The 25,103-nt window shown below is 50.9% G+C and carries 29 protein-coding genes; all 29 read right to left on the reverse strand.

Annotated features, from left to right (window positions below; translation table 11 throughout):
* Position 1 precedes the first annotated feature (1 nt).
* Positions 2-2,020, reverse strand: coding sequence for a flagellar biosynthesis protein FlhA (gene flhA, locus KNP77_RS01755; RefSeq protein WP_070327483.1), 2,019 nt, complete (start codon positions 2,018-2,020; stop codon positions 2-4).
* A 13-nt stretch (positions 2,021-2,033) separates the two neighbouring features.
* Positions 2,034-3,125 (reverse strand): flagellar biosynthesis protein FlhB, encoded by a 1,092-nt coding sequence (flhB, locus tag KNP77_RS01760; RefSeq protein ID WP_131465277.1) that lies wholly within the window; start codon positions 3,123-3,125, stop codon positions 2,034-2,036.
* Positions 3,122-3,892 carry a flagellar biosynthetic protein FliR gene (gene fliR / locus KNP77_RS01765; protein WP_070327485.1) on the reverse strand — a complete coding sequence of 257 codons (771 nt, stop codon included), beginning with the start codon at positions 3,890-3,892 and terminating at the stop codon, positions 3,122-3,124. Before fliR ends, flhB begins: the two co-directional genes overlap by 4 nt.
* On the reverse strand, positions 3,889-4,161 hold the full coding sequence (gene fliQ, locus KNP77_RS01770) for a flagellar biosynthesis protein FliQ (protein WP_070327486.1): 273 nt from the start codon (positions 4,159-4,161) through the stop codon (positions 3,889-3,891). Before fliQ ends, fliR begins: the two co-directional genes overlap by 4 nt.
* Before the next feature lie 11 nt (positions 4,162-4,172).
* The gene (gene fliP / locus KNP77_RS01775; protein WP_016508219.1) at positions 4,173-4,838 is read right to left on the reverse strand and encodes a flagellar type III secretion system pore protein FliP; all 666 of its coding nucleotides are present in this window, start codon (positions 4,836-4,838) and stop codon (positions 4,173-4,175) included.
* Entirely contained in the window at positions 4,835-5,329 is a 495-nt protein-coding gene (locus tag KNP77_RS01780) for a flagellar biosynthetic protein FliO (protein ID WP_070327487.1), read from the reverse strand. Before KNP77_RS01780 ends, fliP begins: the two co-directional genes overlap by 4 nt.
* Entirely contained in the window at positions 5,326-5,691 is a 366-nt protein-coding gene (locus KNP77_RS01785; protein WP_035385909.1) for a response regulator, read from the reverse strand. The genes KNP77_RS01780 and KNP77_RS01785 overlap by 4 nt, the downstream gene beginning before the upstream one ends.
* Positions 5,692-5,703: 12 nt before the next feature.
* Entirely contained in the window at positions 5,704-6,813 is a 1,110-nt protein-coding gene (gene fliY, locus KNP77_RS01790) for a flagellar motor switch phosphatase FliY (RefSeq protein ID WP_214888007.1), read from the reverse strand.
* Positions 6,810-7,799 (reverse strand): flagellar motor switch protein FliM, encoded by a 990-nt coding sequence (fliM, locus tag KNP77_RS01795; protein ID WP_070327489.1) that lies wholly within the window; start codon positions 7,797-7,799, stop codon positions 6,810-6,812. The genes fliY and fliM overlap by 4 nt, the downstream gene beginning before the upstream one ends.
* 9 nt (positions 7,800-7,808) lie before the next feature.
* Positions 7,809-8,258 (reverse strand): flagellar basal body-associated FliL family protein, encoded by a 450-nt coding sequence (locus KNP77_RS01800; RefSeq protein ID WP_071399607.1) that lies wholly within the window; start codon positions 8,256-8,258, stop codon positions 7,809-7,811.
* Complete coding sequence (locus KNP77_RS01805; RefSeq protein ID WP_214888010.1) at positions 8,251-8,469, reverse strand: flagellar FlbD family protein; 219 nt, start codon at positions 8,467-8,469, stop codon at positions 8,251-8,253. The genes KNP77_RS01800 and KNP77_RS01805 overlap by 8 nt, the downstream gene beginning before the upstream one ends.
* Positions 8,469-9,338, reverse strand: coding sequence for a flagellar basal body rod protein FlgG (gene flgG / locus KNP77_RS01810; RefSeq protein ID WP_131456193.1), 870 nt, complete (start codon positions 9,336-9,338; stop codon positions 8,469-8,471). Before flgG ends, KNP77_RS01805 begins: the two co-directional genes overlap by 1 nt.
* Positions 9,339-9,350: 12 nt before the next feature.
* Entirely contained in the window at positions 9,351-9,785 is a 435-nt protein-coding gene (locus tag KNP77_RS01815; RefSeq protein WP_071399604.1) for a flagellar hook capping FlgD N-terminal domain-containing protein, read from the reverse strand.
* Positions 9,757-10,863, reverse strand: a complete 1,107-nt coding sequence (locus KNP77_RS01820; protein WP_251138864.1) for a flagellar hook-length control protein FliK — start codon at positions 10,861-10,863, stop codon at positions 9,757-9,759. The genes KNP77_RS01815 and KNP77_RS01820 overlap by 29 nt, the downstream gene beginning before the upstream one ends.
* Before the next feature lie 22 nt (positions 10,864-10,885).
* Positions 10,886-11,452: a MotE family protein gene (locus KNP77_RS01825; RefSeq protein WP_214888035.1), complete on the reverse strand. Its 567-nt coding sequence runs from the start codon at positions 11,450-11,452 to the stop codon at positions 10,886-10,888.
* Between the two features lie 4 nt (positions 11,453-11,456).
* Positions 11,457-11,891: a flagellar FliJ family protein gene (locus tag KNP77_RS01830; protein ID WP_016508248.1), complete on the reverse strand. Its 435-nt coding sequence runs from the start codon at positions 11,889-11,891 to the stop codon at positions 11,457-11,459.
* Positions 11,888-13,207, reverse strand: coding sequence for a flagellar protein export ATPase FliI (gene fliI / locus KNP77_RS01835; RefSeq protein WP_070327495.1), 1,320 nt, complete (start codon positions 13,205-13,207; stop codon positions 11,888-11,890). Before fliI ends, KNP77_RS01830 begins: the two co-directional genes overlap by 4 nt.
* Positions 13,194-13,919, reverse strand: a complete 726-nt coding sequence (locus KNP77_RS01840) for a FliH/SctL family protein (protein ID WP_251138865.1) — start codon at positions 13,917-13,919, stop codon at positions 13,194-13,196. Before KNP77_RS01840 ends, fliI begins: the two co-directional genes overlap by 14 nt.
* Entirely contained in the window at positions 13,903-14,910 is a 1,008-nt protein-coding gene (gene fliG, locus KNP77_RS01845; protein WP_083273965.1) for a flagellar motor switch protein FliG, read from the reverse strand. The genes KNP77_RS01840 and fliG overlap by 17 nt, the downstream gene beginning before the upstream one ends.
* A 5-nt stretch (positions 14,911-14,915) precedes the next feature.
* On the reverse strand, positions 14,916-16,484 hold the full coding sequence (gene fliF, locus KNP77_RS01850) for a flagellar basal-body MS-ring/collar protein FliF (RefSeq protein WP_214888038.1): 1,569 nt from the start codon (positions 16,482-16,484) through the stop codon (positions 14,916-14,918).
* Positions 16,485-16,505: 21 nt separating this feature from the next.
* On the reverse strand, positions 16,506-16,790 hold the full coding sequence (gene fliE / locus KNP77_RS01855) for a flagellar hook-basal body complex protein FliE (protein WP_016508240.1): 285 nt from the start codon (positions 16,788-16,790) through the stop codon (positions 16,506-16,508).
* A gap of 13 nt (positions 16,791-16,803) precedes the next feature.
* Positions 16,804-17,232, reverse strand: a complete 429-nt coding sequence (gene flgC / locus KNP77_RS01860; RefSeq protein ID WP_070327498.1) for a flagellar basal body rod protein FlgC — start codon at positions 17,230-17,232, stop codon at positions 16,804-16,806.
* Between the two features lie 2 nt (positions 17,233-17,234).
* Positions 17,235-17,606 (reverse strand): flagellar basal body rod protein FlgB, encoded by a 372-nt coding sequence (gene flgB, locus KNP77_RS01865; protein ID WP_131465289.1) that lies wholly within the window; start codon positions 17,604-17,606, stop codon positions 17,235-17,237.
* A gap of 275 nt (positions 17,607-17,881) precedes the next feature.
* Positions 17,882-18,661, reverse strand: coding sequence for a GTP-sensing pleiotropic transcriptional regulator CodY (gene codY / locus KNP77_RS01870; RefSeq protein WP_016508279.1), 780 nt, complete (start codon positions 18,659-18,661; stop codon positions 17,882-17,884).
* Between the two features lie 38 nt (positions 18,662-18,699).
* Positions 18,700-20,070 (reverse strand): ATP-dependent protease ATPase subunit HslU, encoded by a 1,371-nt coding sequence (hslU, locus tag KNP77_RS01875; protein WP_070327500.1) that lies wholly within the window; start codon positions 20,068-20,070, stop codon positions 18,700-18,702.
* On the reverse strand, positions 20,067-20,615 hold the full coding sequence (gene hslV, locus KNP77_RS01880) for an ATP-dependent protease subunit HslV (protein WP_070327501.1): 549 nt from the start codon (positions 20,613-20,615) through the stop codon (positions 20,067-20,069). The genes hslU and hslV overlap by 4 nt, the downstream gene beginning before the upstream one ends.
* A gap of 11 nt (positions 20,616-20,626) precedes the next feature.
* Positions 20,627-21,508 carry a tyrosine-type recombinase/integrase gene (locus tag KNP77_RS01885; protein WP_131440275.1) on the reverse strand — a complete coding sequence of 294 codons (882 nt, stop codon included), beginning with the start codon at positions 21,506-21,508 and terminating at the stop codon, positions 20,627-20,629.
* 187 nt (positions 21,509-21,695) lie between these two features.
* The gene (gene trmFO, locus KNP77_RS01890) at positions 21,696-23,003 is read right to left on the reverse strand and encodes an FADH(2)-oxidizing methylenetetrahydrofolate--tRNA-(uracil(54)-C(5))-methyltransferase TrmFO (protein WP_483297946.1); all 1,308 of its coding nucleotides are present in this window, start codon (positions 23,001-23,003) and stop codon (positions 21,696-21,698) included.
* Positions 23,004-23,005: 2 nt separating this feature from the next.
* Entirely contained in the window at positions 23,006-25,102 is a 2,097-nt protein-coding gene (gene topA, locus KNP77_RS01895; protein WP_071399592.1) for a type I DNA topoisomerase, read from the reverse strand.
* Between the last annotated feature and the right edge of the window lies 1 nt (position 25,103).

The raw sequence follows: 25,103 nt of genomic DNA on the forward strand, positions 1-25,103 counted from the left end.
ATTAAATCACCCCAATACTTTTCACTTCGAGCGAGCTGAGCAATTCGTTATACGCAAGGACCGGAACGTCAGGATAGTACCGTTCGAGCAGCTGTCTCACGAATATCCGAATCGTCGGCGAGCAAAGAATGACGGCCGAAGCCCCGTAGCGTTCAAACATCGACAGTTGTTCGCCAGAACGCTCGATGATTTCGCGCGCTTGCTCCGGATCGAGCGCCAAATAGTTGCCAAACTCGGTTTTTTGGACAGCGTCTTGAATAAGTTGCTCGGTCTGCCCACCGAGTGTGACGACGTAGAGTGGACCGTCCGGCGGGCTGACTTGGTCAGTCAACTGTCGGGCGAGTCCTTGACGACAGTATTCGCCTAATATATCAGCGTCTTTCGTCACTTTTCCATAATCGGCCATCGTCTCAAACAAGAGCGGCAAGTTGCGAATCGAGACGTGCTCTTTCAATAGATGACGAAGTACTTTTTGGATATCTCCGATCGAGAGCACGGATGGGGTCACATCTTCGACGAGCACCGGATGTGTCTCTTTCAAATGCTCGACGAGTTGTTTCGTCTCTTCCCGTCCGAGTAGGTCGGACGCATGTTTCTTGAGCGTCTCCGTTAAATGCGTGGCGACGACTGAAGGTGGGTCGACGACGGTGTAACCGCTCATCTCGGCCCGCGTCCGCGTCTCTTCATCGATCCAGAGAGCGGGCAATCCGAAAGCCGGTTCCGTCGTTTCAATCCCGTACACTTCAGGGTCTTCAATTCCAGGGCTCATCGCCAAGTAGTGATCGAGTAATAACTCACCTTCTGCGACGACATTGCCTTTCACTTTGATCCGGTAAGCGTTCGGTGACAGTTGCAGGTGGTCACGGATTCGAACCGTCGGTAAGATGAATCCGAGTTCGAGTGCGAGTTGACGGCGGATCATGACGACACGGTCGAGCAGGTCGCCGCCTTGCGATTCATCCGCGAGTGGGATCAGCCCGTAGCCGAACTCGAACTCGATCGCATCGATTTGCAGGAGCGAGACGACGGTCTCGGTCGGTGCCGCTGGTTCCTCATCCGGTAACGGTTCAGCAATCGCTTGCTTCAGGCTGCGGCGCATCGAGTATGCCCCGAAGAATGTCGCACCCGCGATCAGCGTCGTCACTGGAAGTAAACTTGGTGACACGAAACCGAGCAAGAAGATGACCGTGCCCGCGATATAGAGCAACGTCGGATTTTGACCGAGCTGGTCGACCACGTCTTCCCCGAGATTGCCGTCCGAGACGGCACGGGTGACGATGATCCCGGTCGCCGTCGAAATGAGGAGGGCCGGAATCTGACTGACGAGCCCATCCCCGATTGTCATAAGCGAGAACGTCGTAAACGACTCACCGACAGGTAATCCCATTTGGACAACGCCGATGATGATACCGAAAATCAAGTTGATGACGACGATAATGATTCCGGCAATGGCGTCACCTTTTACGAATTTCGAGGCCCCGTCCATCGAACCATAAAAATCAGCCTCGCTTTGAATCTTTTTACGGCGGATTTGGGCGTCTTTGTCATCGATCAACCCAGAGTTCAAATCGGCATCGATTGCCATTTGTTTCCCTGGCATCGCGTCGAGTGTGAATCGAGCCGAGACTTCCGATACCCGTTCGGCACCTTTCGTGATGACGACGAATTGGATGATGACGAGAATGAGGAATACGACAAATCCGACGAGAACGTTTCCGCCGATGACGAAGTTCCCGAACGTCGCAATGACTTCCCCACCATATCCGGTCGAGAGGATCGAGCGGGTCGTCGACACGTTCAGCCCGAGACGGAACAGCGTGACGATCAGCAAGAGAGATGGGAAGACAGAGAAATCAAGCGCTTCCCGGGCGTTCATCGCCACGAGTAAAATCATGAGGGCGATCAATATATTTATAATGATAAGAAAATCTAGTAAGAACCCCGGTAACGGGATGACCAGCATGACGACGATCATAAGAACGCCAATCAATACTGCGAAATCTTTAGCTTTTACAGCCAACGCATACTCCTCCTCAAGACGGTTGTTTCAGTTGATAGACGAACGCCAGCACTTCGGCGATCGCCTGATAAAACGACTCGTCGACGACTTCTCCGATGTCTAGCTGCGCATAGAGCGCACGGGCCAGTGGTTTATTTTCCACGATCGGGATATCGTGCTCTTTTGCGACGTCACGAATATTGAAAGCGACTTGGTCGACCCCTTTGGCGACGACGAGCGGCGCAAAGTCTTTCGTATCGTCATAACGGATGACGACAGCGAAATGGGTCGGGTTGGTGATGACGACGTCCGCGTTCGGAATCTCTTGCATCATACGCCGCATCGCCATCTCCCGTTGTTGTTGTTTGATTTTCGACTTGATGAGCGGGTCGCCTTCACTGTTCTTATACTCGTCTTTAATGTCTTGTTTCGACATACGGATCGACTTTTCAAAATCGAACCGTTGATAAAAGAAGTCGAGCAGTGCGAGCGCGAGCAACGCGACACTGACCCAAAGCCCGAGTTCGATCGTGATCGCAGCGAGTGCGACGACCGATTCACGAACATGTTCGACGGCCATGCGTGACAATTCTTTTTGGTTTTGCCAAAGTATAGCGACCGCAGTCGTCAGGATAATCAATAATTTGAATAAGGACTTTAAAAATTCGACGACTGCTTTCATGCTGATGATGCGCTTGACCCCTTTGAGCGGGTCAATCCGCTCTAACTTTGGTTGAATCGCCTCTGTTGAGAACAGTGAACCGATTTGGAAATAGTTGATTAAAATACCGAACACGACCGCAACGATCAAGAACGGTGCTAAAATGATCCCGGCGCGAATGACCAAATCAATCATCATCCCGGACATGCCTTCTGATAAGTCGTACAGCAAATATGTTGGACCGAGTAGCTCTTTCGTCAGGCCAAACAACTGCTGACCGACAAAAGGTCCGAGAAAAGATAACATGAGGAACATCGCGAACAAGGCGAACGCTCCGGTCAGATCGGCTGATTTCGCAACTTGGCCTTTTTTACGCGAGTCTTCTCGTTTTCGAGGTGTTGCTTTTTCCGTTTTTTCTCCTGCAAAAAACTGAAGATCGACCGATAAAGAGTATAGAGGCTTCATTGAGCGTCTCCTAACAACGTCATAAAATCACGTAATATCTCTTGCAACACCGGGATGAATTGGCTGATCCCATTCAGCGTCAATCCCATCATCATGACCATCACGGAAAACCCGGCGATCAATTTGAACGAGAACCCGATGGCAAAAATGTTGAACTGCGGGGCCGATTTTGCTAAGAAGCCAAGCGCCAAGTCGACGAGAAGCAGCGATGCCATGAGCGGGAACGCGAGTTGCAATGCGACCATCATCGTCATCGTGACGACCTTCACGGCCATCATGAGCGATGCTTCGCTAAAGTTGATCATCGGCTGACCAGGCGGATAAATTTGAAAGCTGTAATAGATACCGTCGATCAACAGTAAGTGCAAATTACTTGATAGCATGATGAACAGCGTAAAGATGTAATAAAATCGTCCGATCAACGGCGACTGTCCGCCAAACATCGGGTCATACGCTGACGCCATCGCCAGACCGAGCTGCAAATCGATGATTCCCCCGGCAATCTGTGGGGCAAAAAATAAGATGTTGATCAAAATGCCGAGCAGAAGTCCAATCAGCACTTCGTACAGCACTTGAACGATGAAGGCTTGCCCAAGTTCGAGCGGCTCTGTTACCGTGAACATCGCATAATAAGCTAAAAAAGCACTAAACGCGACACGGTGCATGACCGGGAGCTGCCTTGAAGAAAATAAAGGCACACTTACGAAAAATCCGGATAGACGAGCAAACGTCAATCCATATAAACTAATGAAATCGACCGCATTCATTTCGAGGCGACCTCGACCATCAGTTCAAAGATCATCCGCGTAAATCCTTCCATTTGTTGCAGCATCCACGGCGCGAAAACGACGAGCCCGATAAAGACCGCGACTAGCTTTGGAACGAACGATAGCGTCTGTTCTTGAATTTGAGTCGTCGCCTGTAAAATCGAGATGACGAGTCCGACGACGAGGGCGATCAAAAGAAGTGGCATCGAAATCTTTAATAATGTCCATACACTCTCTGTCGCCAAATAGATGACCATTTCATGCGTCATAATCGTTCCTCCTACATACTTCTAAGCAATGATTCCACGATTAAGTGCCATCCATCCACTAATACAAACAACAATAATTTGAACGGCAGAGCGATCATGACCGGTGGAAGCATCATCATCCCCATCGACATGAGCACACTCGCCACGACCATATCAATGATCAAAAAAGGCAAGAAAATCATAAAGCCGATTTGAAACGCCGTCTTGAGTTCACTGATGGCGTAAGCTGGTACCATCGCGAGCAAAGGAACGTCTTCGACCGACTCCGGTTGCTCATAATTCCCGTATTTGATAAACAGTTGCAAATCTTCCTGTCGCGTATACTTTGCCATGAATCGTTTCATCGTGTTACCGGCTTCCTCGAACGCCTCATCTTGACTGATCTCGTCGTCCATATATGGAGACAACGCCTTGTCGTTTAGATCAGATAAGACAGGAGACATGACGAACAGCGTGATGAACAAGGCGAGCCCGATGATCAATTGGTTCGGTGGGGTCTGTTGTGTCCCTAAGGCTGGCCGAATGAATGAAAGAACGACGACGACACGTGTAAAACAAGTCATCAAAATCAAGAATGACGGCGCCAGCGTGAGCAGTGTCAATACGACCAATAATTTAATCGAAGTCGACGTGCTGTCCGGCGTTTCTAAATTGATCAGTTGTTCAATCGTCGTCATTGCTTCTTCCTCACTTCTTCAATCTGTGACAGTTGTTGTTTGAACGTATCTAAGAACGTTGATGTGTTCGAAGTGTTCAGTGAAGGCGCGTCATACGCTGCTTCATCAATCGATTCCGCATCGATTCGATCAATCAATTGAATCGATTCACCGACACCGAGCACGTATACTTGCTCCCCTAACTTGACGAGCTGCACCGAGCGGTCCTTCCCAAGCGGTACCCCGCCGAGATGTTTCATATGTTGCGCCGTCTTCACACCTTGCGTCCGTGCGTTTAACCAACGCATCAAGACGAGGAATCCTCCAATTACGACAACTAAACTCAAAACGACCTTGACCAACGTCCCGACCGTCGAGACGGTCGTAGGGACAGATTGATCTTTGGCTTCAGGCTGCTGTTGTTCGAACTGTTTATCCACGGTGGCGGCCTCGACCGTGGCCGGCACAGACAGCCCGACCACGAGCAGGAAAATCAACCACCACTTGTTCATTGTGCGACCGTTTTCGAAACTGCCTCGACGACACGTTCCGCGTTGAACGGTTTCACGATGAAGTCTTTCGCTCCCGCTTGGATCGCATCGATGACCATCGCTTGTTGTCCCATCGCCGAACACATGATGACTTTGGCGTTCGAATCGAACCCGCGAATTTCTTTCAATGCCGCCAGGCCGTCCATTTCTGGCATCGTGATGTCGAGAGTGACGAGATCTGGCGTGAGTTCACGGTATTTTGCGACCGCGTCAATACCGTTCTCTGCCTCGCCGACCACTTCAAACCCGTTCTTCGTTAAAATGTCTTTAATCATCATGCGCATGAACGCCGCATCATCTACCACCAAAATTTTTGCACTCATTATTCTTCCTCCTTAAACGATTCCAATCCGCTCATGCGGTTGGATGATTTCTGTCACACGTACCCCGAAGTTCTCTTCGATGACGACGACTTCGCCGCGGGCAATGCGTTGTTGGTTCACATAAATATCGACAGGTTCCCCCGCCAATTTATCAAGTTCAATGATCGACCCTTGCGACAGTTCGAGCACTTCTCGCACTGACCGTTTCGTCCGGCCGAGTTCGACCGTCACGTTGAGCGGCACATCATACAGCAAGCCTAGGTTTGCCGGCACCGAATCGTTTGACGTCGGGGCGTGGAGCGGCATGAACTCGGCTTGGCTGACCGCCACTTCTGGGGCTGACGTTTTTTCAGCGCGTACCGGAGCAGGTGCCGGAGCTTTCGCTGGTGTGACCGCCGCTTGAACTTTCGGCTGCTCTTGTTTAGGAGCGGCCGGGGCTGACGTCGTAGCTGCAATCAGTTCGTTGACGAGCTGCTTCCCGAATTGAATCGGGGCAATTTGGACAATTTTTGAATCAATCAACGTGCCGACTTTCAAATTGAACTCGATTAGCACCATCGTTTCCCAAAGCTCAAGCCGGTCAATGATCGTTTGATTTTTCGTCGCATCGAACACTTCGACGAGCGGCGGCGAAATATCAATCTTTTTAGAGAACACGGTCGAGAGCGATGTGGCCGCAGCCCCCATCATTTGGTTCATCGCTTCTTGAACGGCCGATAACCGAATCTCATCGAGCCCCTCCGGATCGACGCCGATCCCGGTCCCACCGAGCATCAAATCAGAAATGATGGCCGCGTCTTCGCGGGTCAAGACGAGGACGTTCTCCCCTTTCAACCCTTCGGTGTAACCGACCCGAAGCGCCACGTGAGGTGTCGGATAACGCTCTCTGAGCTCATCGATCGTCACTTCACTGACGACCGGGGTCGTGATTTCTACTTTTTGTTGCAGTAACGTCGACAGCGCCGTCGCGGAATTTCCGAACGAGATATTTCCAATCTCTCCGAGGGCGTCGCTTTCCATCGAGTCGAGATGTTCTTCGCTCTCGTCTACCGGCTTTGGCGAACTGTCGTTCGTTCCTCGTAACAACGCGTCAATTTCATCTTGTGACAACATCTCACTCATTGCTCTTCCTCCTTCACCCGGTGAAGCACTTGGACCGCCATCCGCTTCCCACTCACACCGACTTGCCCTCTGAACACTTTATTTTCCCCTACTAGGACGGATAGCGGGTCTTTCACTAGTTGATCGAGCGTCAAACAGTCACCGATTTCTAAATGCAACAAGTCACCGAACGTGATTGTCGTCTCCCCGAGCAGGGACACGACTTCTACCGTCGAGTTCATCAATTGGGCTTTGAGCGGTTCTTGACTATTCCCGCTCGCATTGCGGCGGTTCGCCTCCTGCATCCAGTAATGACTCGATAGTTTCGATAGCACCGGCTCGATCGTCACGAACGGCAAGCAGACGTTAATCGTCCCGCTCACTTCTCCGATCGTGACCCCGATCGAAATGAGCACGACCGTCTCGTTTGGTGACACGAGTTGAAGGAACTGTGGGTTCACTTCAACGGCCGTCATTTCGGACTTGATTTCGGCAATCGACTCCCACGCTTCCCCGTAACCGGCAAAAGCTCGTTTATATAGCTGGGTCAAGATTCGCATCTCGATTTCAGTGAAGCTTTCGACTTTTTCAATCTCGACGCCAGGTCCCCCGAGCAGTCGATCCAACATCGCGTAAGAGATGTTCGGATTGACTTCGATGATGAACCGACCGTTAAGCGGGGGCGCCTCGATCAAGTTGATCATCGTCATACTCGGAATCGAATGAATGAACTCATCGTATGGAAGCTGTTCGACTGAATTGACCGTGAACTGGACATACGTCCGAAGTTGGGCCGAGAAAAATGTCGTCAGCATCCGTGTGAAGTGTTCATGGATCCGGGTCAAGCTACGAATTTGATCTTTAGAGAAACGGACGGCCCGTTTGAAGTCATACTGCCGTACTTTTCGTTCTTCTTCTTGATTCAAAAAGGAATCGGCTTCGACATCTCCACTGCTTAGCGCTGATAACAGGGCATCAATTTCTTGTTGAGACAGTACTTCTCCCATGATGCCACCTCACTGTATAATTTTCTTCGTCATATAGACGCGCTGGACCTCACCTTTTTCCAGCAGTCCGTTTAATTGCTCGCGAAGGGATTGCTCGAACTTCTGCATATCTTCCTTCGTCGTGAGCTGTGCCTTCGTCATACCGGCCAAATCACCAAGGATGACGTTATGGACTTGGAACTTACGAAGTTCAAGATCTTCTTTCGTCTCAGCCGCATCGGTCACAATCGTGAATTGGACGTTGATGAACCGTTCGTCTTGAATGTTCGTCGTCATATCCTCGGTCGTGAAGCTGCGCTCGGCGAGTTCTTCTGCCGTCACAGGTTTCGTTTTAGCCGTCACGTTGTCGCCGAATACATATTTATAAGTCATAAACCCAGCGCCCCCCATGACGAGTAGGACGACGAGCAGGATGAGCACCATTTTCATGGCGCCTCCTTTTTGTTTTTCTTCACTCATCTTCTTCACCTCTTGTGACTGTCGTTCCCATCAATCCGATTGAGCTGTAAAACGCCGTCGTCCGATCGATGATTTGATCTTTCGTCTCTGTGACGATATAAGTTTTGCCGTTATACAAATGAATGATCGTGTCAGGTTCGGCCTTGACCGTCTCGATGAACAAGGCGTTCAAGACAAATTCCTCACCCCGCAATGTCGTGACGCGTATCATCAGCGTTTCAAGTTGACGAGTTCTTGTAAAATCTCGTCTGACGTTGTGATGATCCGTGTGTTCGCCTGGAATCCACGTTGCGCGATAATCATTTCGGTGAACTCTTCAGACAAGTCGACGTTCGACATCTCGAGGGCGCCCGAGACGAGTTCACCACGTCCGTTGTCACCTGAAGCACCAATCGTCGGATCTCCTGAGTTTTGCGATTGTAGGTAGTTATTTGCCCCAACTTTTGATAGCCCGGCGTTGTTCGGGAAGTTGGCGGTGACAATATATCCAGCAGTTTGTAAAGCGCCTGCCGCGTCGACGTAGCTGACTTGGCCGTCTTTTCCGATTGAAAGTGACCGAGCATCAGTCGGAACTTTGATTTTCCCGTAAGTTGCTGCACCTGGTGTGACATCAGGGATATTTCCAACAAGGTTAGGGGCTGCTAGATTCCCATTTGCTTTATCACCTGTCCCAAGCAAGTAAGTTCCGTCACCCGTTACCAAGTTTCCTTGGTTATCCGTGTAAAAGTTACCGGCGCGCGTATACTGCGCTTGTCCGTTGACCATCGTCACGAAGAATCCTTCACCGGAGATCCCGACGTCGAGCGCCCGACCTGAGTTTTGCATCGCGCCTTGGTTATAGACGTTGTCGACGGTCGCCATCGTGCCCCCGAGTCCGATTTCTTTCGGGTTGATCCCGCCGGCCGTGTTGCCGTTCCCGCCTGCAGCACTACCGACTTGTTGGCTGACGAGGTCTTTGAACGTGACGCGGCCTTTTTTATACCCGAACGTGTTGACGTTGGCGATGTTGTTACCGACGACATCAAGCTTTGACTGGAAGTTCTTTAATCCACTGATTCCTGAGTACATTGCTCTTAACATGATGAATCCCCCTTATGCTTGTTTGATGGACGTAATATTGTAGACGCTTACCGAGCTGCCGTCTTCGAGATCGGCCATGTACCCTGACTCATCCGTTCTTGAAATCGAGACGACACGTCCCGATCCTTTGATCGTCTCCGTCTCAGTCTCCGTTTTATGGTCGACTGTCTTGCCGATCATATTACTGAACTCGGAAATCGAAGCCATGTGGCGATCGACGAGTACTGAATCAAGTTGCTTTGAAATCGTCTGCATTTGTTCGAGTGATGAAAATTGAGCCATTTGTGAGATGAACTCGCGATCTTCCATCGGTGACATCGGGTCTTGGTTGCCAAGCTGGGCCATCAATAGCTTTAAGAACATGTCCTTATCGTATTGGTTCGTCGCTTTAGGCAGCGATTGATCGGGTAACGTATAATCATTCGTCTTCGGTTGGATGGTCGTCATCGTCGGGTTCCCCTTTCGGTTGTTCCTGTTGTTCTGGTTCAGGTTGGTCTGACTCGCTAAACGTCGATGATTTCGCTTCGAGCGCTTGTTGCGTCAAACTCACTTCGACCCGGATATGCTGCGACAGCGGTTGGAGCGTCTGTTGCAGTTGTTGCATTTGCGACTGGAGCAACTGTTTTGCTTCTTGGTTGCTCGCGAACAGCTTGACGACGAGTTCACCGTTATGGCGCTCGAGTTTGACGACGAGTTCACCTAGCTGTTCCGGATATAGGCGAACGGTGAACACTTTCGATCCATCGGCCCCGCTTCGGAACGGTGCTCTTTGAAGAGCAGCCTCGATTCGGGCTTGGAGGTTCTCCGGAAGCGAGCCTTTAGACGCGTACATGACCGTTTCCGAGTCGATCTGTGGTCGTGACCACGTCATGCCTTTCGGCAACCAGTCGACGCTTTCTTTTCCAGCTTGCGGTAATACATTCGCCGGCGTTTCATTTTGATAAGGGAGGGGAATATGTTTTGTGGTCTGGGTTAAACTCCCTTTAAATTGCGAAACGATTTGCTGGATGACTTGGACGTTCTCGTTTACGGTTGGCTGGCTTTGCTTTCCACCCAACGCCTCGCGTTCCGTCTTTCCTAACATCATCGCGCCCGGTAAAATCGTTTGGGCGGCAGCTAACGTGGTCATAACGTCTGACGAGACCGTTTCTTCTGTCGTTCCTGTGGCTGCACCTGCTTGGGCGATGATGCCGATATAGGCGTCCATGAACTTACGATAGGCGTCTTGTGGCAAAGACTTTAACCACTGTAAGCTATCGGGTTGTTGCAACCATTGTTCAAGCTGGCTCGACAACTTCTCGAGCGGAAGGGCGCTATTTGCCACAAGGGGCGAATTCGGTGCGAGTGTCGTTTCCGCGTTCGGTGCGAATGTCGTCGGAGCAGCTTCTAACTCAGCCAACGTTTCCGTCGAGGCGCCGAGCATCGATGATAGCAGCTCCAAAAACTGTCCGGTCGGGGTAGATCCTGTCTCCCCTCCCTTTGACGTCGTTCCTTGGACCGCTTGAGCGAGTAAGGCGATATTCATCATCTCTTCCTCCTTTCACGTTTCATTGGAGCAATTGCGTGACGACGGCTGCCTGCTGTGCGTCCATTCGTCCTAATATGTCAGCCTGTTGTTTCGGCGACAGTTCTTTTAAAATCGTCGCTACTTGCGGGCTTTCGAGTTCGTTCATGATTGCGGCCGCTTGTTTGGCGGACATTTCTTCATAGACGCGAGACACGTTCGACGTGTCTTCTTCAACTTCCGCTTCCGTAGTGGCTCCGAGTTCAGACACGAGGCGGTCCCGCTCTTTGATCAAGTCCGATACTTCTTTTTGTCTCGCTTTTACTTCATTCGTCAATTCGACGTTTTCCGTGCGAAGTTTTTCAATCTCAGCGTTCGCGACTTTTAAACGATTCGTCGTGTCCGCGTCAATGCCGGTAACATTGACTTTTGTTTCAACCGTCTCATCTTTGTCTGCCTGTTCGCTTGTTTCTATAAACGGCACCGATAATAGCGGCCGGTCCATCGCATAGTTCATGACGACGATTCCGCCGACGAGTAAAAAGATTGCCGGGACGAGGACAAGAGCGACCAAGAGCTGTCTACCTCGCTTATTGTTCTCTTTTTCCATCAGCTTACTTCCCTTTCCCGTGATGAATCACTGCCAACTCATCGATAAAATGTTGTTCGGTGAGTTTCGAGACGGCCACTTCATTTTGGCTGACCTTCTCATGCAACGTTACATATTTTTTCTCTTCGACAACTTTTCCGAGCAAACGCTCTTGAGCCAGATTGTAACGGTTCCGCGACTGTTGCACGACGAGTTGTTGCGTCTCAATTTGACGCTTTAACTGTTCCCTCGCCTTTTCACGATATTGGAACATGAGCAGATCAATCACACCAGATTGTTCATCTTGACTCTTCATGAGCGTCTCATACGTCACGACTAATCGATACAGCGTCTCCATCTCGGCTTCGAATCGCGCCTTATGACCTCTCATCTCTGTCGCCGATTCTTCTTTTGCATGCTCGGCAATCGGCATGATGCGTTCTAACAACAGCTTGTTCATGATTCACCTCTCGCAATTCCGACAAGACGATCGAGCGTCTGCTCGATCGATGCCTCTTCTTCAATCGACTGTTTTAAAAATGTGAGCAGTCCCGGATATTCATCGATTGCTGTATCGATCGCAGGATTCGTGCCCTTTTTATAGGCTCCGATGTTAATCAAGTCTTCCGCGTCTAGATAAGTGGCGAGCCAACTCCGAAACGTCTGCGCGGCATCGCGATGTACAGGTGAAGCAATCTGGTTCATGACCCGACTGATCGATTTTAAGACATGGATCGCCGGAAACTGCCCTCGGTTGGCGAGCGAACGGTCCATCACGAAGTGACCGTCTAAAATCCCACGGACGGCATCCGCGATTGGTTCGTTCATATCGTCCCCGTCAACGAGGACGGTATAAAACGCCGTGATCGAACCGGTGACGGACGTCCCGCTCCGCTCTAGCAGTTGCGGAAGCATCGCGAACACGGAAGGCGTATATCCTTTCGATGTCGGTGGTTCTCCGGTCGCTAGCCCGATCTCTCGTTGGGCCATCGCGAATCGGGTCACTGAGTCCATCATAAGGACGACCTCTTTGCCTTGGTCCCGGAAGTACTCTGCGATCGCCGTCGCCGTGTAAGCGCCCTTCAAACGCACGAGCGGGGGTTGATCGCTCGTCGCTACGATGACGACCGATCGAGCCATGCCTTCAGGCCCAAGTTCTTTTTCGATGAACTCTTTTACTTCTCGTCCCCGTTCGCCGATCAATGCGATCACGTTTATATCTGCCGATGAGCGTTTAGCGATCATGCCAAGCAATGTCGATTTCCCGACGCCTGATCCCGCAAACAAACCGACACGTTGGCCTTTCCCGACCGTCAATAACCCGTCGATGATCCGGACCCCGGTCGACAAAACGTCTAAAATGCGTGGACGTTCTAACGGGTTCGGCGGTTTTCGAAGAACATCGTAGCGTTTCCCAGTCGGCATCGCTTCACCCGATAAAGGGCGCCCGAGCCCGTCAAGGACTTGACCGATCAGTTCGAACCCGACCGGTACTTGGAGCATGTGCCCCGTCCCTTTGACGATACAACCTGGGGCGATCTGTGTCGTTTCTCCGTAAGGCATGAGCAAGACGCGCTCTTCATTGAAGCCGACGACCTCGGTTTCAACCGTTTGGCCGGACGGTAACTCGATCAGGCAGCGCTCACCGATAAACGCGCTCGGACCGTTCGATTCGATCATCAGCCCGACGACGCGGCAGACACGACCGACTTTACGCACATACTCATCTTCTGGAGCAGCGGTGATTGTGTCGAATACGCGGTCAATAAGCGCCATCGGATAGAACCTCCTCAATCTTGGAACGGATTCGTTCAAAACTGTACGATACGTCGAGCTCGTTGCCATGATGTGGCGTCTCGATCCGCACGCTCGTCTCTGTCAACGAGACATCGGCCCGATATTTCAACGGCGGCATCTGTTCGGATTGCCACATCGACTCGAAACGTTGGATTGACGCTAGTCGCGTCGGGTGGACGAAGACGGTCAACGCTTCGGCATCGATCTGGCGAAACAGTTGTTCGCGGATCATGTCGGCGAACAACGCCTCCTCGTTTCGGACGAGATCGGTCGTGACACGTGCACTGATCTCGACGGCCAAATCAACTAACTTCGTTTCGGCATCTCGCCATTTCTGTTCGAACAAGTTCTCAAGTTCGGCGCTGACCATGTTCAATCGGGCCGTCAGCTCATCGAACTCTGACTTTCCTTCTTGACGTCCTAGGTCAAAACCTGACCCGTACCCCTCCTGATAAGCAGCCTCAAGCGTTTGTTCTCGTAACAGTTCAAGCTCATGTTCCACTGCTTCACGGTGTAGCTTGATCGCTTCTTCCTCTTGGCGGAGGGAAGCGTACCTTGCTTCTAACTCTTGTTCATGATTACGTTCGACCATAACCTCTGAAATCGGTTCAAGAAATGGCCGCGAATCAATTCGTTGTGGTTCGAGCGGCATCGCTCGTTGACGTTTGATTACGTTAGACAACGATGTCATCTCCTCCACCACGGCTAATCACGATCTCTCCGACATCTTCTAGGCGGCGGATGATTCCGACGATGCGGCTTTGTGCTTCTTCGACGTCACGCAGTCTGACCGGTCCCATGAACTCCATATCTTCCTTGAACGTATCGACCATTCGTTGCGACATGTTTTTGAAGATGATCTGTTTGACCTCTTCGGAAGATACTTTGAGCGCGAGCAGAAGGTCGTCGTTGGCGACTTCGCGAATAATCCGTTGAATCGCACGCGAGTCGAGCGTGACGATATCTTCGAAGACGAACATCCGCTTTTTGATTTCTTCCGCGAGTTCCGGGTCTTCGATCTCGAGCGCGTCAAGAATCGTCCGCTCCGTCGTCCGGTCGACACCGTTAAGCACTTCGACGACTGCCTCAATCCCACCGGATTGGGCGTAATCTTGCATATCGGTTTGTGATAAGTTCTTTTCAAGAATCTGTTCGATCTCATGAATGACGTCCGGGTTGAGGCGATCCATCGTCGCGATTCGTTTCGCGACCTCCGACTGAATCTCTGGTGGAAGTTCCGACAAGATTTGCCCGGACTTGACCGGTTCAAGATGAGCCAAGATTAAGGCGATCGTCTGCGGGTGCTCGTTTTGAATAAAGTTGAGCAACTGCTTCGGATCGGCTTTTCGGGCAAACTCAAACGGTCGGACTTGCAGCGTCGAAGTGAGACGGTGAATCAACGCCATCGCCTTCTCTTCTCCGACCGCTTTTTCTAAAACCGTTTTCGCAAACCCGATGCCACCTTGGGTGATATAACTCTGTGCCATCGCCAGGTCATGAAATTCTCCTAAAATGGCTTCCTTTTGTTCAGACGACACTTTTCGGAGTGCCGATATTTGTAGCGTCAACTGCTCCATCTCTTCTTCGGACAGGTGTTTATATACACTTGCCGCCACTTCAGGTCCAAGCGAGATCATGAGCATGGCCGCTTTTTCTCGGTTCGGTTGTTTTGCGTAGTTCACAGTACTCACTCCTCAGACATCCAAGTACGAAGAAGCTTGGCGAACTCTTCTGGATTACTCTCTGCCAATTTCTCCAACTGTTTCTTCTTGACGGCACCTTCGCCTCGCTCTTCCAAGTCGAGATCAGGTACTTCGTCTTCATACGGTACTTCCCATTCATTCGTTTCCGGAACCGGTTGCTGATTCCGTCTTCGCATGGCGAAGAATAGAAGTGCGAGCAAGACGACAGCGCCAGCTGCGGCTGCATACATCCACCACGCTGTCGGCTGTTCTGCCACTGCCGTTTCTTCCGTTTCAGCGAACGGTCGTGACACGACGACGACTTTCTGTTCGAGTTCTGCCTCTGTCAACGCTTCGCCCGTTTTAGCGAGCGACGTCCGGATGATTGAATACATCATCGTCTCAAGGTCGCCCTCAAGTTGCGGGTCGATTGCTTGAGCGCCGTCTGGCGGCTCGACGATCAATTGAACACCGAGGTCACGGATCGTGTAGGGGGCGTTCTGAATTTGTTTCGTGATGCGATTGACCTCATAGTTGATGATTTCATGGTTCTTTTCGCTTTCTTCTTCCCCGGTTCCCGTAGCGGCTGGGAAGTTGACGGTATCATTTTCACCAGCTCCTGCTGCTGCCGCTGCTCCCGTACCACCTGTGTACGCTTCGGCGATCCGTTCAGCAGACGTCACAATCCCTTCCATCGTATCCTCGTTGACCGGGGTTACCAGGTTTTGCTCTTCTGCCGATTGGGTCGTGTCGATGTCGGCCGTGACCGAGACGAGCACGCTACGTTCTCCGAGTAAGACCGAGAGCATTTGTTGAATTTGTTGACGTACGTCTTTCTCGACTTGGCGCTTCAATGCTAACGGGTCGGTCGAAGCTCCACCGGCCATCGTCGATTGATCCAAATCGTAATACGTGAAATATTGGTCCATGATCGAGATGTTCTCCGGTTTTAAGTTCGGGACACTCTTACTGATCAAATGATAAAGTCCTTTGACCGTCGCCGGCTCAAGATTCGTACCTGCTCCTAAATTCAGGACGATTGAAGCCGTCGGCTCCCCTTGGTCTTCGGCCAAGAACACCGATTTCTCCGGAAGTGAGATAATGACTTTTGCTTGGTTGATACCTTCGATTTGTGTAATCAAACGTTCGAGTTCGGTTTGCATCGCGCTTCGTTCGATGACTGCCATTTCTCGGTCCGTCGTTCCAAATCCGGCGTTCTCACTGAAAAAGCTGTAATCGATCGCGCCTGACTTTGGAATCCCGGCGGCCGCCAAGTTAACTTTTAATTGGTCGACTTGCTCGCTCGGCACGTAGACGCTGACACCGTTCGATGTCGCTTTGATTTCTGACTTCACCCCATCAGCCGTCAGCTTTTCTGTCACTTCTCCAGCCTCTTGGGCCGAGAGGTTCGTGTAGAGAGGAGCCATGTTCGGGCGCGAGAGCCAAACCGTCAAGAGCACCGCGACGACAAGTATGCCGACGATGACGATGCCCCAAATGATTTTACGTTTTGTTTGCATCGCCTTCAGTGGGCCGGCCAGTGAGCTGAATTGTTCTTTTAACTTATCATTCATCGCAACTCGTCATCCTCTTCATTAAACTTGCATTCGCATCATTTCTTGATAGGCCTCGACCGCTTTATTTCGCACCTCAATGGCGAGTTGCATCGCAATCGACGACTCTTCGCTTTGGATCATGACTTGGTGAAGATCGGCTTTACCGACGGCGAGGTCTTTCCGTGCCGTACTCGTTGCCTGTTGAACTTCATTGAGCGACTGCATCGCTTCATTCAAATATGACCCAAACTGAGACGGTGTCTCTTTCACTGTCGGCAGAGCCGCGGTCTGGTTACCGATTAATTGAATCGGGTTAATTTGCATAGTCTGTCACTCCTTATCCTTTACCGATTTCGAGCGCTTTGACGAGCATCGCTTTTGACGCATTCATCGCTGCAATGTTCGCTTCATATGATCTTGTCGCACCTGTCAAATCAACCATTTCTTTTAACAGGTCGACGTTTGGCATCTGAACGTATCCCCGTTCATCCGCATCCGGGTGACTCGGGTCATATGTGAGTTTGTAAGGACTTTCGTCTTCGACGATGCCTGAAACTTTGACGCCTCCGCTCACCGCCGACAGCTGTTGACGAAACGGCGCTTCTTGGAGCACCGTCATTTTCCGTGTATACGGCTGCCATTCCCCATCGACAAGTTTGCCGCGAGTTGTCTGGGCGTTCGCGATGTTCGCCGACACCGTATCCATCCGAAGGCGCTGAGACATGAGTGCCGAAGCGGATATGTGAAAACTATCGAACATACCCATAATTAACGTCCTCCTCTAATAACGGTTTTAAGTCCACCGAGTCGACGGTTCAATTGTTCCATCATCGCCTCATACTGCAGTTGGTTACGGGCCAGTTCACTCATCTCATAATCGAGATCGACACTGTTCCCGTCACTTCGCATCGCCCCTCCGGCCCGGTCAACGATTTTCGTTGCACCACCGCGGTCACTCGGACGGCCACCGGCTAACTTTAGGCGCATCTCGTTGCTTAACGTCTGTTCGAACACAGCCTGTTTCGCTTTAAAGTTCGGCGTATCGATGTTCGACAAGTTATGACTGATCACTTTTTGATTCATGACCGAATGATTGATCGCTTGCTTCATTAATTGATAATCTGTGCCGATCCAATTCATGCGTCTCACTCACTTTCACTTAAAAGAATGCATGTATATACCTTATTTGGAAATTCTACTACTTCATTGAAACAAATCTGTAACAGTTCTGAAAGATATTTTTATTAAAACAGGTAAATGGTATCGTCTGTTTTTGTCGAATTCACGACATATTCTGAAAATAATTACTTTTGCACTAAAAAAAGACGCCCTTTTTCACAAAGGGACGCCTTTTTGCAACTAAAGTCCTAATTGATAGGACTTTTAGCTATAATCTAACGGATATTCGCTCGATTTTAATTTGATTTCAGCTTCTGCAATTCAAACAAGAAGTTATCATTTAATATCTTGATATACGTTCCTTTCATTCCGAGCGAACGTGACTCGATGACGCCAGCGCTTTCAAGCTTGCGCAACGCGTTGACGATCACAGAGCGAGTAATTCCCACTCTATCGGCAATTTTGGAAGCAACTAACAGGCCTTCATTACCCCCAAGTTCTTCAAATATATGCTCGATCGCTTCAAGCTCTGAATAAGACAACGAATTGATCGCCATTTGGACAACGGCTTTCTTGCGCGCCGACGCCTCTGCTTCCGCTGCTTTCTCACGGAGGATCTCCATTCCGACCACTGTCGCGCTATATTCTGCGAGGACGAGGTCGTCTTCAGTGAACTCGTTGTTCAGTCTGCCGAGAACGAGTGTACCGAGTCGTTCCCCGCCACCGATGATCGGGACGATCGTCGTCATTGAATCAAGGAACAGCTCACGGTTCTCGACCGGGAACGCCGTATACTCGCTATCGATGCCGATATTTTCCGTCGTCTCTTTCACGTTGAACAAGTTCGATGCGTACGGTTCAGGGAACTGACGATCGACTAGGAACGCCTTCATCCGCTCGTTCTCAATCTGTTGTTTAATGGCGAAACCGAGCAAGCGACCGCGACGGCTCACGATGAACGTGTTCGCTTCGAGTACTTCACGCATCTTATCTGCCATCTCTTTAAAGTCGACGTGCGCGCTCGCCTCTTGCTGAAGCATCGTGTTCAATTGACGTGTTTTATCTAGTAAGTTCATAATTCTAATTTTCCTCCCTGTATGTGCATACAGAATTCTTATAAAATAAATTGACTAAGGTCTCGATCTTCCGCGATCGAGCCGACTTTTTCTTTCACATACGCCGGTGTGATCTCGACGTGTGTTTGTGGCATGTCGGCCGCCTCAAACGATAAGTCTTCGAGCACGCGCTCCATGATCGTATAGAGACGGCGCGCTCCGATATCATCAGTTTCTCGGTTGACGTGCGTTGCGATCTTAGCGATCTCTTCGATGGCCGAGTGGGTAAATTCGACGCTGATCTCCTCTGACTCGAGAAGGGCCTTGTACTGCTTGATGAGCGCTTGTGACGGCTCCGTCAGAATTTTGACGAAATCTTCCTCGGTCAGGCTACTCAACTCGACACGGATCGGGAAACGACCTTGCAGTTCAGGAATCAGATCTGACGGCTTCGCCATATGGAAAGCACCTGCCGCGATGAATAACACGTGATCCGTTTTGACGGGACCATATTTTGTGACGACGGTCGAGCCTTCGACAATCGGCAAGATGTCTCGCTGCACACCTTCACGAGAGACGCCAGCATGGTCTTGTGACTTCGTCGCGATTTTATCGATCTCATCGACGAAGATGATGCCCATCTGTTCGCTGCGTCGTACCGCCTCGTCATGTACTTCATTCATGTCGAGCAAACTTTCCGCCTCTTCGGCAACGATGAGCGGGCGAGCCTCTCGAACCGGGAGCTTCCGCTTCTTCCGCTTTTTCGGGACGATTTGGCCGAGCATGTCTTGAAGATTCGATAAGCCCTCCATCCCTTGTCCTTGAAACAAATCAACTGTCTGTTTCTCTTCAAGGTTGACTTCGATCAATCGCTCTTCGAGTTCGCCGAGTTCAAGCAACTTACGTAATTGAGACCGATCAGTCGATTGATCGTCCGTCGGTTCTTGCGTCTTCTGTCCTTGACCGCCAAACAGCGCTTCGAACGGGTTTGCGGCTGTCGGCTCAACTTTAGCCTTACCTTGCAGTGCATCGAGAATACGTTCGGTCGCAGCGGCTTCCGCTGGTTCCTTCACGTCTTCTTTCTTTTCTTCCTTCACGAGGCGCACCGAGTCTTCAACAAGGTCTCGGACCATCGATTCGACGTCCCGTCCGACGTATCCGACTTCAGTGAATTTTGTCGCTTCGACTTTCACGAACGGGGCACCGACGAGCTTGGCAAGACGTCTCGCGATCTCCGTCTTCCCGACACCGGTCGGACCGATCATTAAAATGTTCTTCGGTGTGACTTCGTCGCGTAAGTCAGCACTTAGCTTCTGGCGACGGTAACGGTTGCGCAGTGCAATCGCGACCGCACGTTTGGCATCTTTTTGCCCGATGACGAACCGGTCTAGCTCAGCTACGATTTGACGTGGTGTCAATTCACGTTTCATTCTGTATCGCCTCCGATCGTTTCTACGATAACTTGGTCGTTCGTATAGACGCATAATTCACCGGCAATCTCTAGGGCGGCGCGAGCAATCTGTTCGGCTGTTTTCTCCGGTGAGTGACGTACGAGAGCGCGTCCCGCTGCTAGCGCATAATTCCCACCTGAACCGATCGCAAGGATGCCATCGTCCGGTTCGATCACTTCGCCGCTCCCGGACACGAGTAAGAGATGTTCCGCGTCCATGACGATGAGAAGCGCCTCGAGCTGACGAAGCATCTTGTCGCCGCGCCACTCTTTGGCGAGTTCGACTGCCGCTCGCGGTAAGTTCCCGTTATACATCTCGAGTTTTGATTCAAACTTTTCAAATAACGTGAACGCATCGGCCACGCTACCGGCAAAACCGGCCACGACTTTCCCGCCGTATAACCGTCTCACTTTTTTAGCCTTGTTTTTCATGATGACGGCGTTGCCAAACGTGACTTGCCCATCTCCGCTCATCGCACATTTTCCGTCGTGCCGGACTGCGAAAATAGTTGTTGCATGAAACATAGAATGACCCCCTACTTTCTCGGATGTGTGGCTTGATAGACCGCTCGCAGGCGTTCAGTCGATACGTGTGTGTAACGACCGGTCGTCGATAGTGACTCATGTCCGAGCAACTCTTGGACGGCACGTAAATCGGCCCCGCGTTCGAGCAGGTCGGTCGCAAAACTATGACGTAACGAATGCGGTGTTAACGGTTTTTGAAGTCCGCCGAGTTTCCGGAGTCGCTTCATCACGTAACGAATTTGGTCTGTTGTCACTCGATTCCCTTTTTGACTAACGAATAATGCCGTTTCGTGTGCCGCGGCGCAGTTTTGCCTTACCTCAAGGTAATGCTCCAACGCTTCGACGGCAAATTGCCCGAGCGGGATGTAACGTTCTTTCTTGCCTTTCCCGATGACATGAACGAATGAGAGCGCCGCATCATATGACGATATGTCCATGCCACAAAGTTCGGCGACACGCATCCCGGTCCCGTACAACACTTCGACAAGCGCGACATCACGTGCCCGCAGGAACGGGTCGTCTTGGCCGTTTGCCGTCATGAGCAGGTGTTCGACCTCGCTCGGTACGGCAAACGTCGGCAGCGTCTTGCGACGTTTCGGCGACGTCAAGTCATGAAACAGCGGTTCACTCCCGGTTTCTCGAGCCACAAATTTCCCGAACTGTTTGAGGCAGGAGATTTTTTGGGAAACGGTCGTCGTCGCCGCTTCATTCTCGTAAAGGACATATAAATAACGCCGCGCCGACTGCACATCAAATGGCTCTTGATGTGTCGATTGGCAATAAGCGGCGTACTGTTCGAGTGTTTGTTCGTAAGAGCGTTTCGTATGAGGCGACAGTCTTCGTTCGACTTGGCAATAGCGTAAAAATGATTGTTGATCCTCAGCGAATCCCATCCTCTCGCCCCCTTGCTTTCAGCTTAAAAACGCATGTTCCCGTCAAATCGAAATTAGCATAGCATACAGAATCAGAGGTGACAATAGAAACCCCTTCAATAATCTGAAAATTTTCAAAGTATTGTACAAATTACACAATTGAAATTTAAATTCACAAAAAAAGGAACCAAAAATTGGCTCCTTTCCCTTAAATCTCTTTATATTGCTGAATCGTCTCAAGGGCACGATTCGCATAGCGCTCATAGCGTTCTTGCTTTTTCATCTTCTTCGGCGCATCTTCGAGCGACGGCACGAGACCGAAGTTTGCATTCATCGGTTGGAAGTGCTTCCCGTCTGTCGTCGTGATGTAATGCGCCATCGAACCGAGCATCGTCTCGCGCGGGAGGACGACCAGCTCTTCACCGGCAACCATCTTCGCCGCGTTGATTCCGGCGAGTAGTCCTGACGCGGCTGACTCGACGTAGCCTTCGACACCGGTCATCTGACCGGCGAAAAATAGCGTATCGCGAGTACGGGCCTGATACGTCGGTTTCAACAGGCTCGGTGAATTGATGAACGTGTTCCGGTGCATGACACCGTAACGGACGATCTCCGCATTCTCGAGACCTGGGATCAATTGAATGATCCGTTTTTGCTCGCCCCACTTGAGGTGGGTTTGGAACCCGACCAAGTTATAGAGCGTTCCGGCCGAATTGTCTTGGCGGAGTTGGACGACCGCAAACGGACGTTTACCTGTTTTCGGATCTTCGAGTCCGACCGGTTTCATCGGTCCGAACAAGAGCGTCTTCTTCCCGCGTTGAGCAATCACTTCAAACGGCATGCAGCCTTCGAAGTAAATCTCTTTCTCAAACTCTTTGAGCGGTACGACTTCGGCTTTGACGAGTTCTTCGTAAAACAGATTAAACTCTTCTTCCGTCATCGGACAGTTGAGATAAGCCGCCTCGCCTTTGTCATAACGTGACTTCAAGTAGACCTTCTCTCGGTCGATCGTCTCTCCGTCTAATATCGGAGCGGCCGCATCGTAGAAGTATAAATAATCTTCACCGGTGAAAGCTTTCAATGAAGCAGACAAGTCAGGAGACGTGAGCGGTCCCGTCGCCATGATGACGATCCCGTCCGGAATCTGTTTAATCTCTTCGTTGTGTACCGTCACGAGCGGATGATTCTTGAGCGTGTCGGTGACGAAGCCGGCGAAGTCGTGACGGTCGACGGCGAGAGCGCCACCGGCCGGAACGCTAGCCGTATCCGCCGCTTTCAAGATGAGCGAGTCGAGTGTGCGCATCTCTTCTTTTAACACACCGACCGCATTTTGAAGTCCGTTCGCCCGAAGCGAGTTCGAGCAGACCAGTTCAGCAAACTGATCCGTATGGTGCGCCGGCGTCTGTCGGACTGGTCTCATTTCATACAAATCGACTTGAATCCCGCGTTTTGCGAGTTGCCAAGCCGCCTCGGAGCCGGCGAGGCCCGCTCCGATCACAGTTACACGTTGCTGCAAGGTTAATCCTCCTCTAACTGATGTACCTCGGTATGGGTACAGTTCGTGCATTGATATTTGACGCCATCTTTAATCTTTTTCTCAACCATCAACTTACCGCATTCAGGACACGGTTTCGCGACCGGTTTGTCCCATGAGACGAACTCACAGTCTGGATAGTTCGAGCAGCCATAGAACAGGCGACCTTTCTTACTGCGGCGCTCGACGACTTGTCCGTCTTTACAGTTCGGGCACGGGACGCCGATTTCGACTTGAACCGGCTTCGTATTCGTACAGTTCGGGAATCCAGAACAAGCCATGAACTTGCCGTACCGTCCCATCTTGATGACCATCGGCGAACCGCAGATTTCACAATCGATACCGGCTGGCTCGTCTTTCACTTCGATCTTCTCAATTTCGGATTCGGCCCGTTTCAAACGTTTCTCGAATGACCGGTAAATCGGGGCAACGACTTCCGTCCACTCGACCTCTTCATTGGCGATCGAATCAAGAAGCGTCTCCATGTCGGCTGTGAACTGTACCGTGATGAAGTCGTTAAAGTACTCATCGATCATCTCGATGACAAGTTCTCCGAGCTCGGTCGGAATGAATTTTTTCTCTTCAAGCACGACGTAACCGCGCTTTTGGATCGTGTCGAGTGTCGGCGCGTAAGTCGACGGACGACCGATGCCGAGCTCTTCCATCGCTCGGACGAGTCTCGCCTCACTGTAACGCGGTGGTGGCTGGGTGAAGTGTTGCTTCGGCTCGACCGTCTCGAATGCGACCAGGTCGTCGACTTCAAGCGGCGGAAGCAATCCTTCCCGCTCTAAGTTCGTGTCTTCGATATCGTCGTCTTTTGACTCGATATACACTTTCATGAAACCTGGGAATTTGACGGTCGATCCGTTGGCACGGAAAATCATGCCGTTCGATTCGACGTCGATTTTCACCGTATCAAGAATTGCTGGCGCCATTTGACTCGCGACCAACCGTTCCCAGATGAGTTTATACAATCGGAGTTGATCCCGTGACAAGTACGCCTTCATCGAAGCCGGGTCACGTAACGCCGACGTCGGCCGGATCGCCTCGTGGGCATCCTGTGCGTTCGCCGCTTTTTTCTCTTTCTGTTTTTGAGAGGCGACGTACTCTGGACCAAACGTCGATTCGATATACGATTTCGCTTCGTCTTTCGCCAAGTCAGAAATTCGTGTCGAGTCGGTACGCATATACGTGATCAACCCGACAGTCCCTTCTTTCTTACCAAGGTCGATTCCTTCGTAAAGCTGCTGGGCGAGCATCATCGTCTTCTTGGCGCGGAAGTTCAGTTTCCGGGCCGCATCTTGTTGGAGTGAACTTGTCGTGAACGGTAATGATGCGTTACGCTTCCGCTCTTTCTTCGTGACATCGATGACTTTGAATGACTCATCGATCGTCTTGAGGACGGCGTCGGCATCCGCTTCCGTCTTCAACTCCATCTTTTTCCCGTCTTTTCCGTAGAACGATGTCTCAAACGTCTCACCCTCATGGTTGAGCATCAGTTTAATCGTCCAGTACTCTTCCGGGTCAAAGGCGTTGATTTCACGTTCGCGGTCGATGATCATTTTGACAGCGACAGATTGAACACGACCGGCTGACAAACCTTTTTTGACTTTCTTCCATAACAACGGGCTCATCCCGTATCCGACAAGACGGTCGAGAATCCGTCGCGCCTGTTGGGCGTCGACGAGATCGTGATTGATCTTGCGTGGATGTTTAAATGATTCTTTAATCGCATCTTTTGTGATCTCGTTAAAGACGACACGACATTCTGTCGTTTCATCGACGCCGAGGGCACGGGCTAAGTGCCAGGCGATTGCTTCCCCTTCGCGATCCGGGTCAGCCGCGAGAAAAATTTTCGTCGCTTTTTTAGCGGCCGTCTTCAGTTCTTTTAACACTGGGCCTTTTCCACGGATCGTGATGTACTTCGGTTCAAAGTCATGTTCAACGTCGACACCGAGTTGACTCTTCGGTAAATCGATGACGTGACCCATGGACGCTTTGACCGTGTAGTTTGATCCTAAATAACGTTTAATTGTCTTTGCTTTCGCAGGTGATTCGACGATCACCAAATATTTTGCCATA

It is taken from the genome of Exiguobacterium sp. s142, assembly GCF_018618455.1.
In the GTDB taxonomy this organism is placed as follows: domain Bacteria; phylum Bacillota; class Bacilli; order Exiguobacteriales; family Exiguobacteriaceae; genus Exiguobacterium; species Exiguobacterium aurantiacum_A.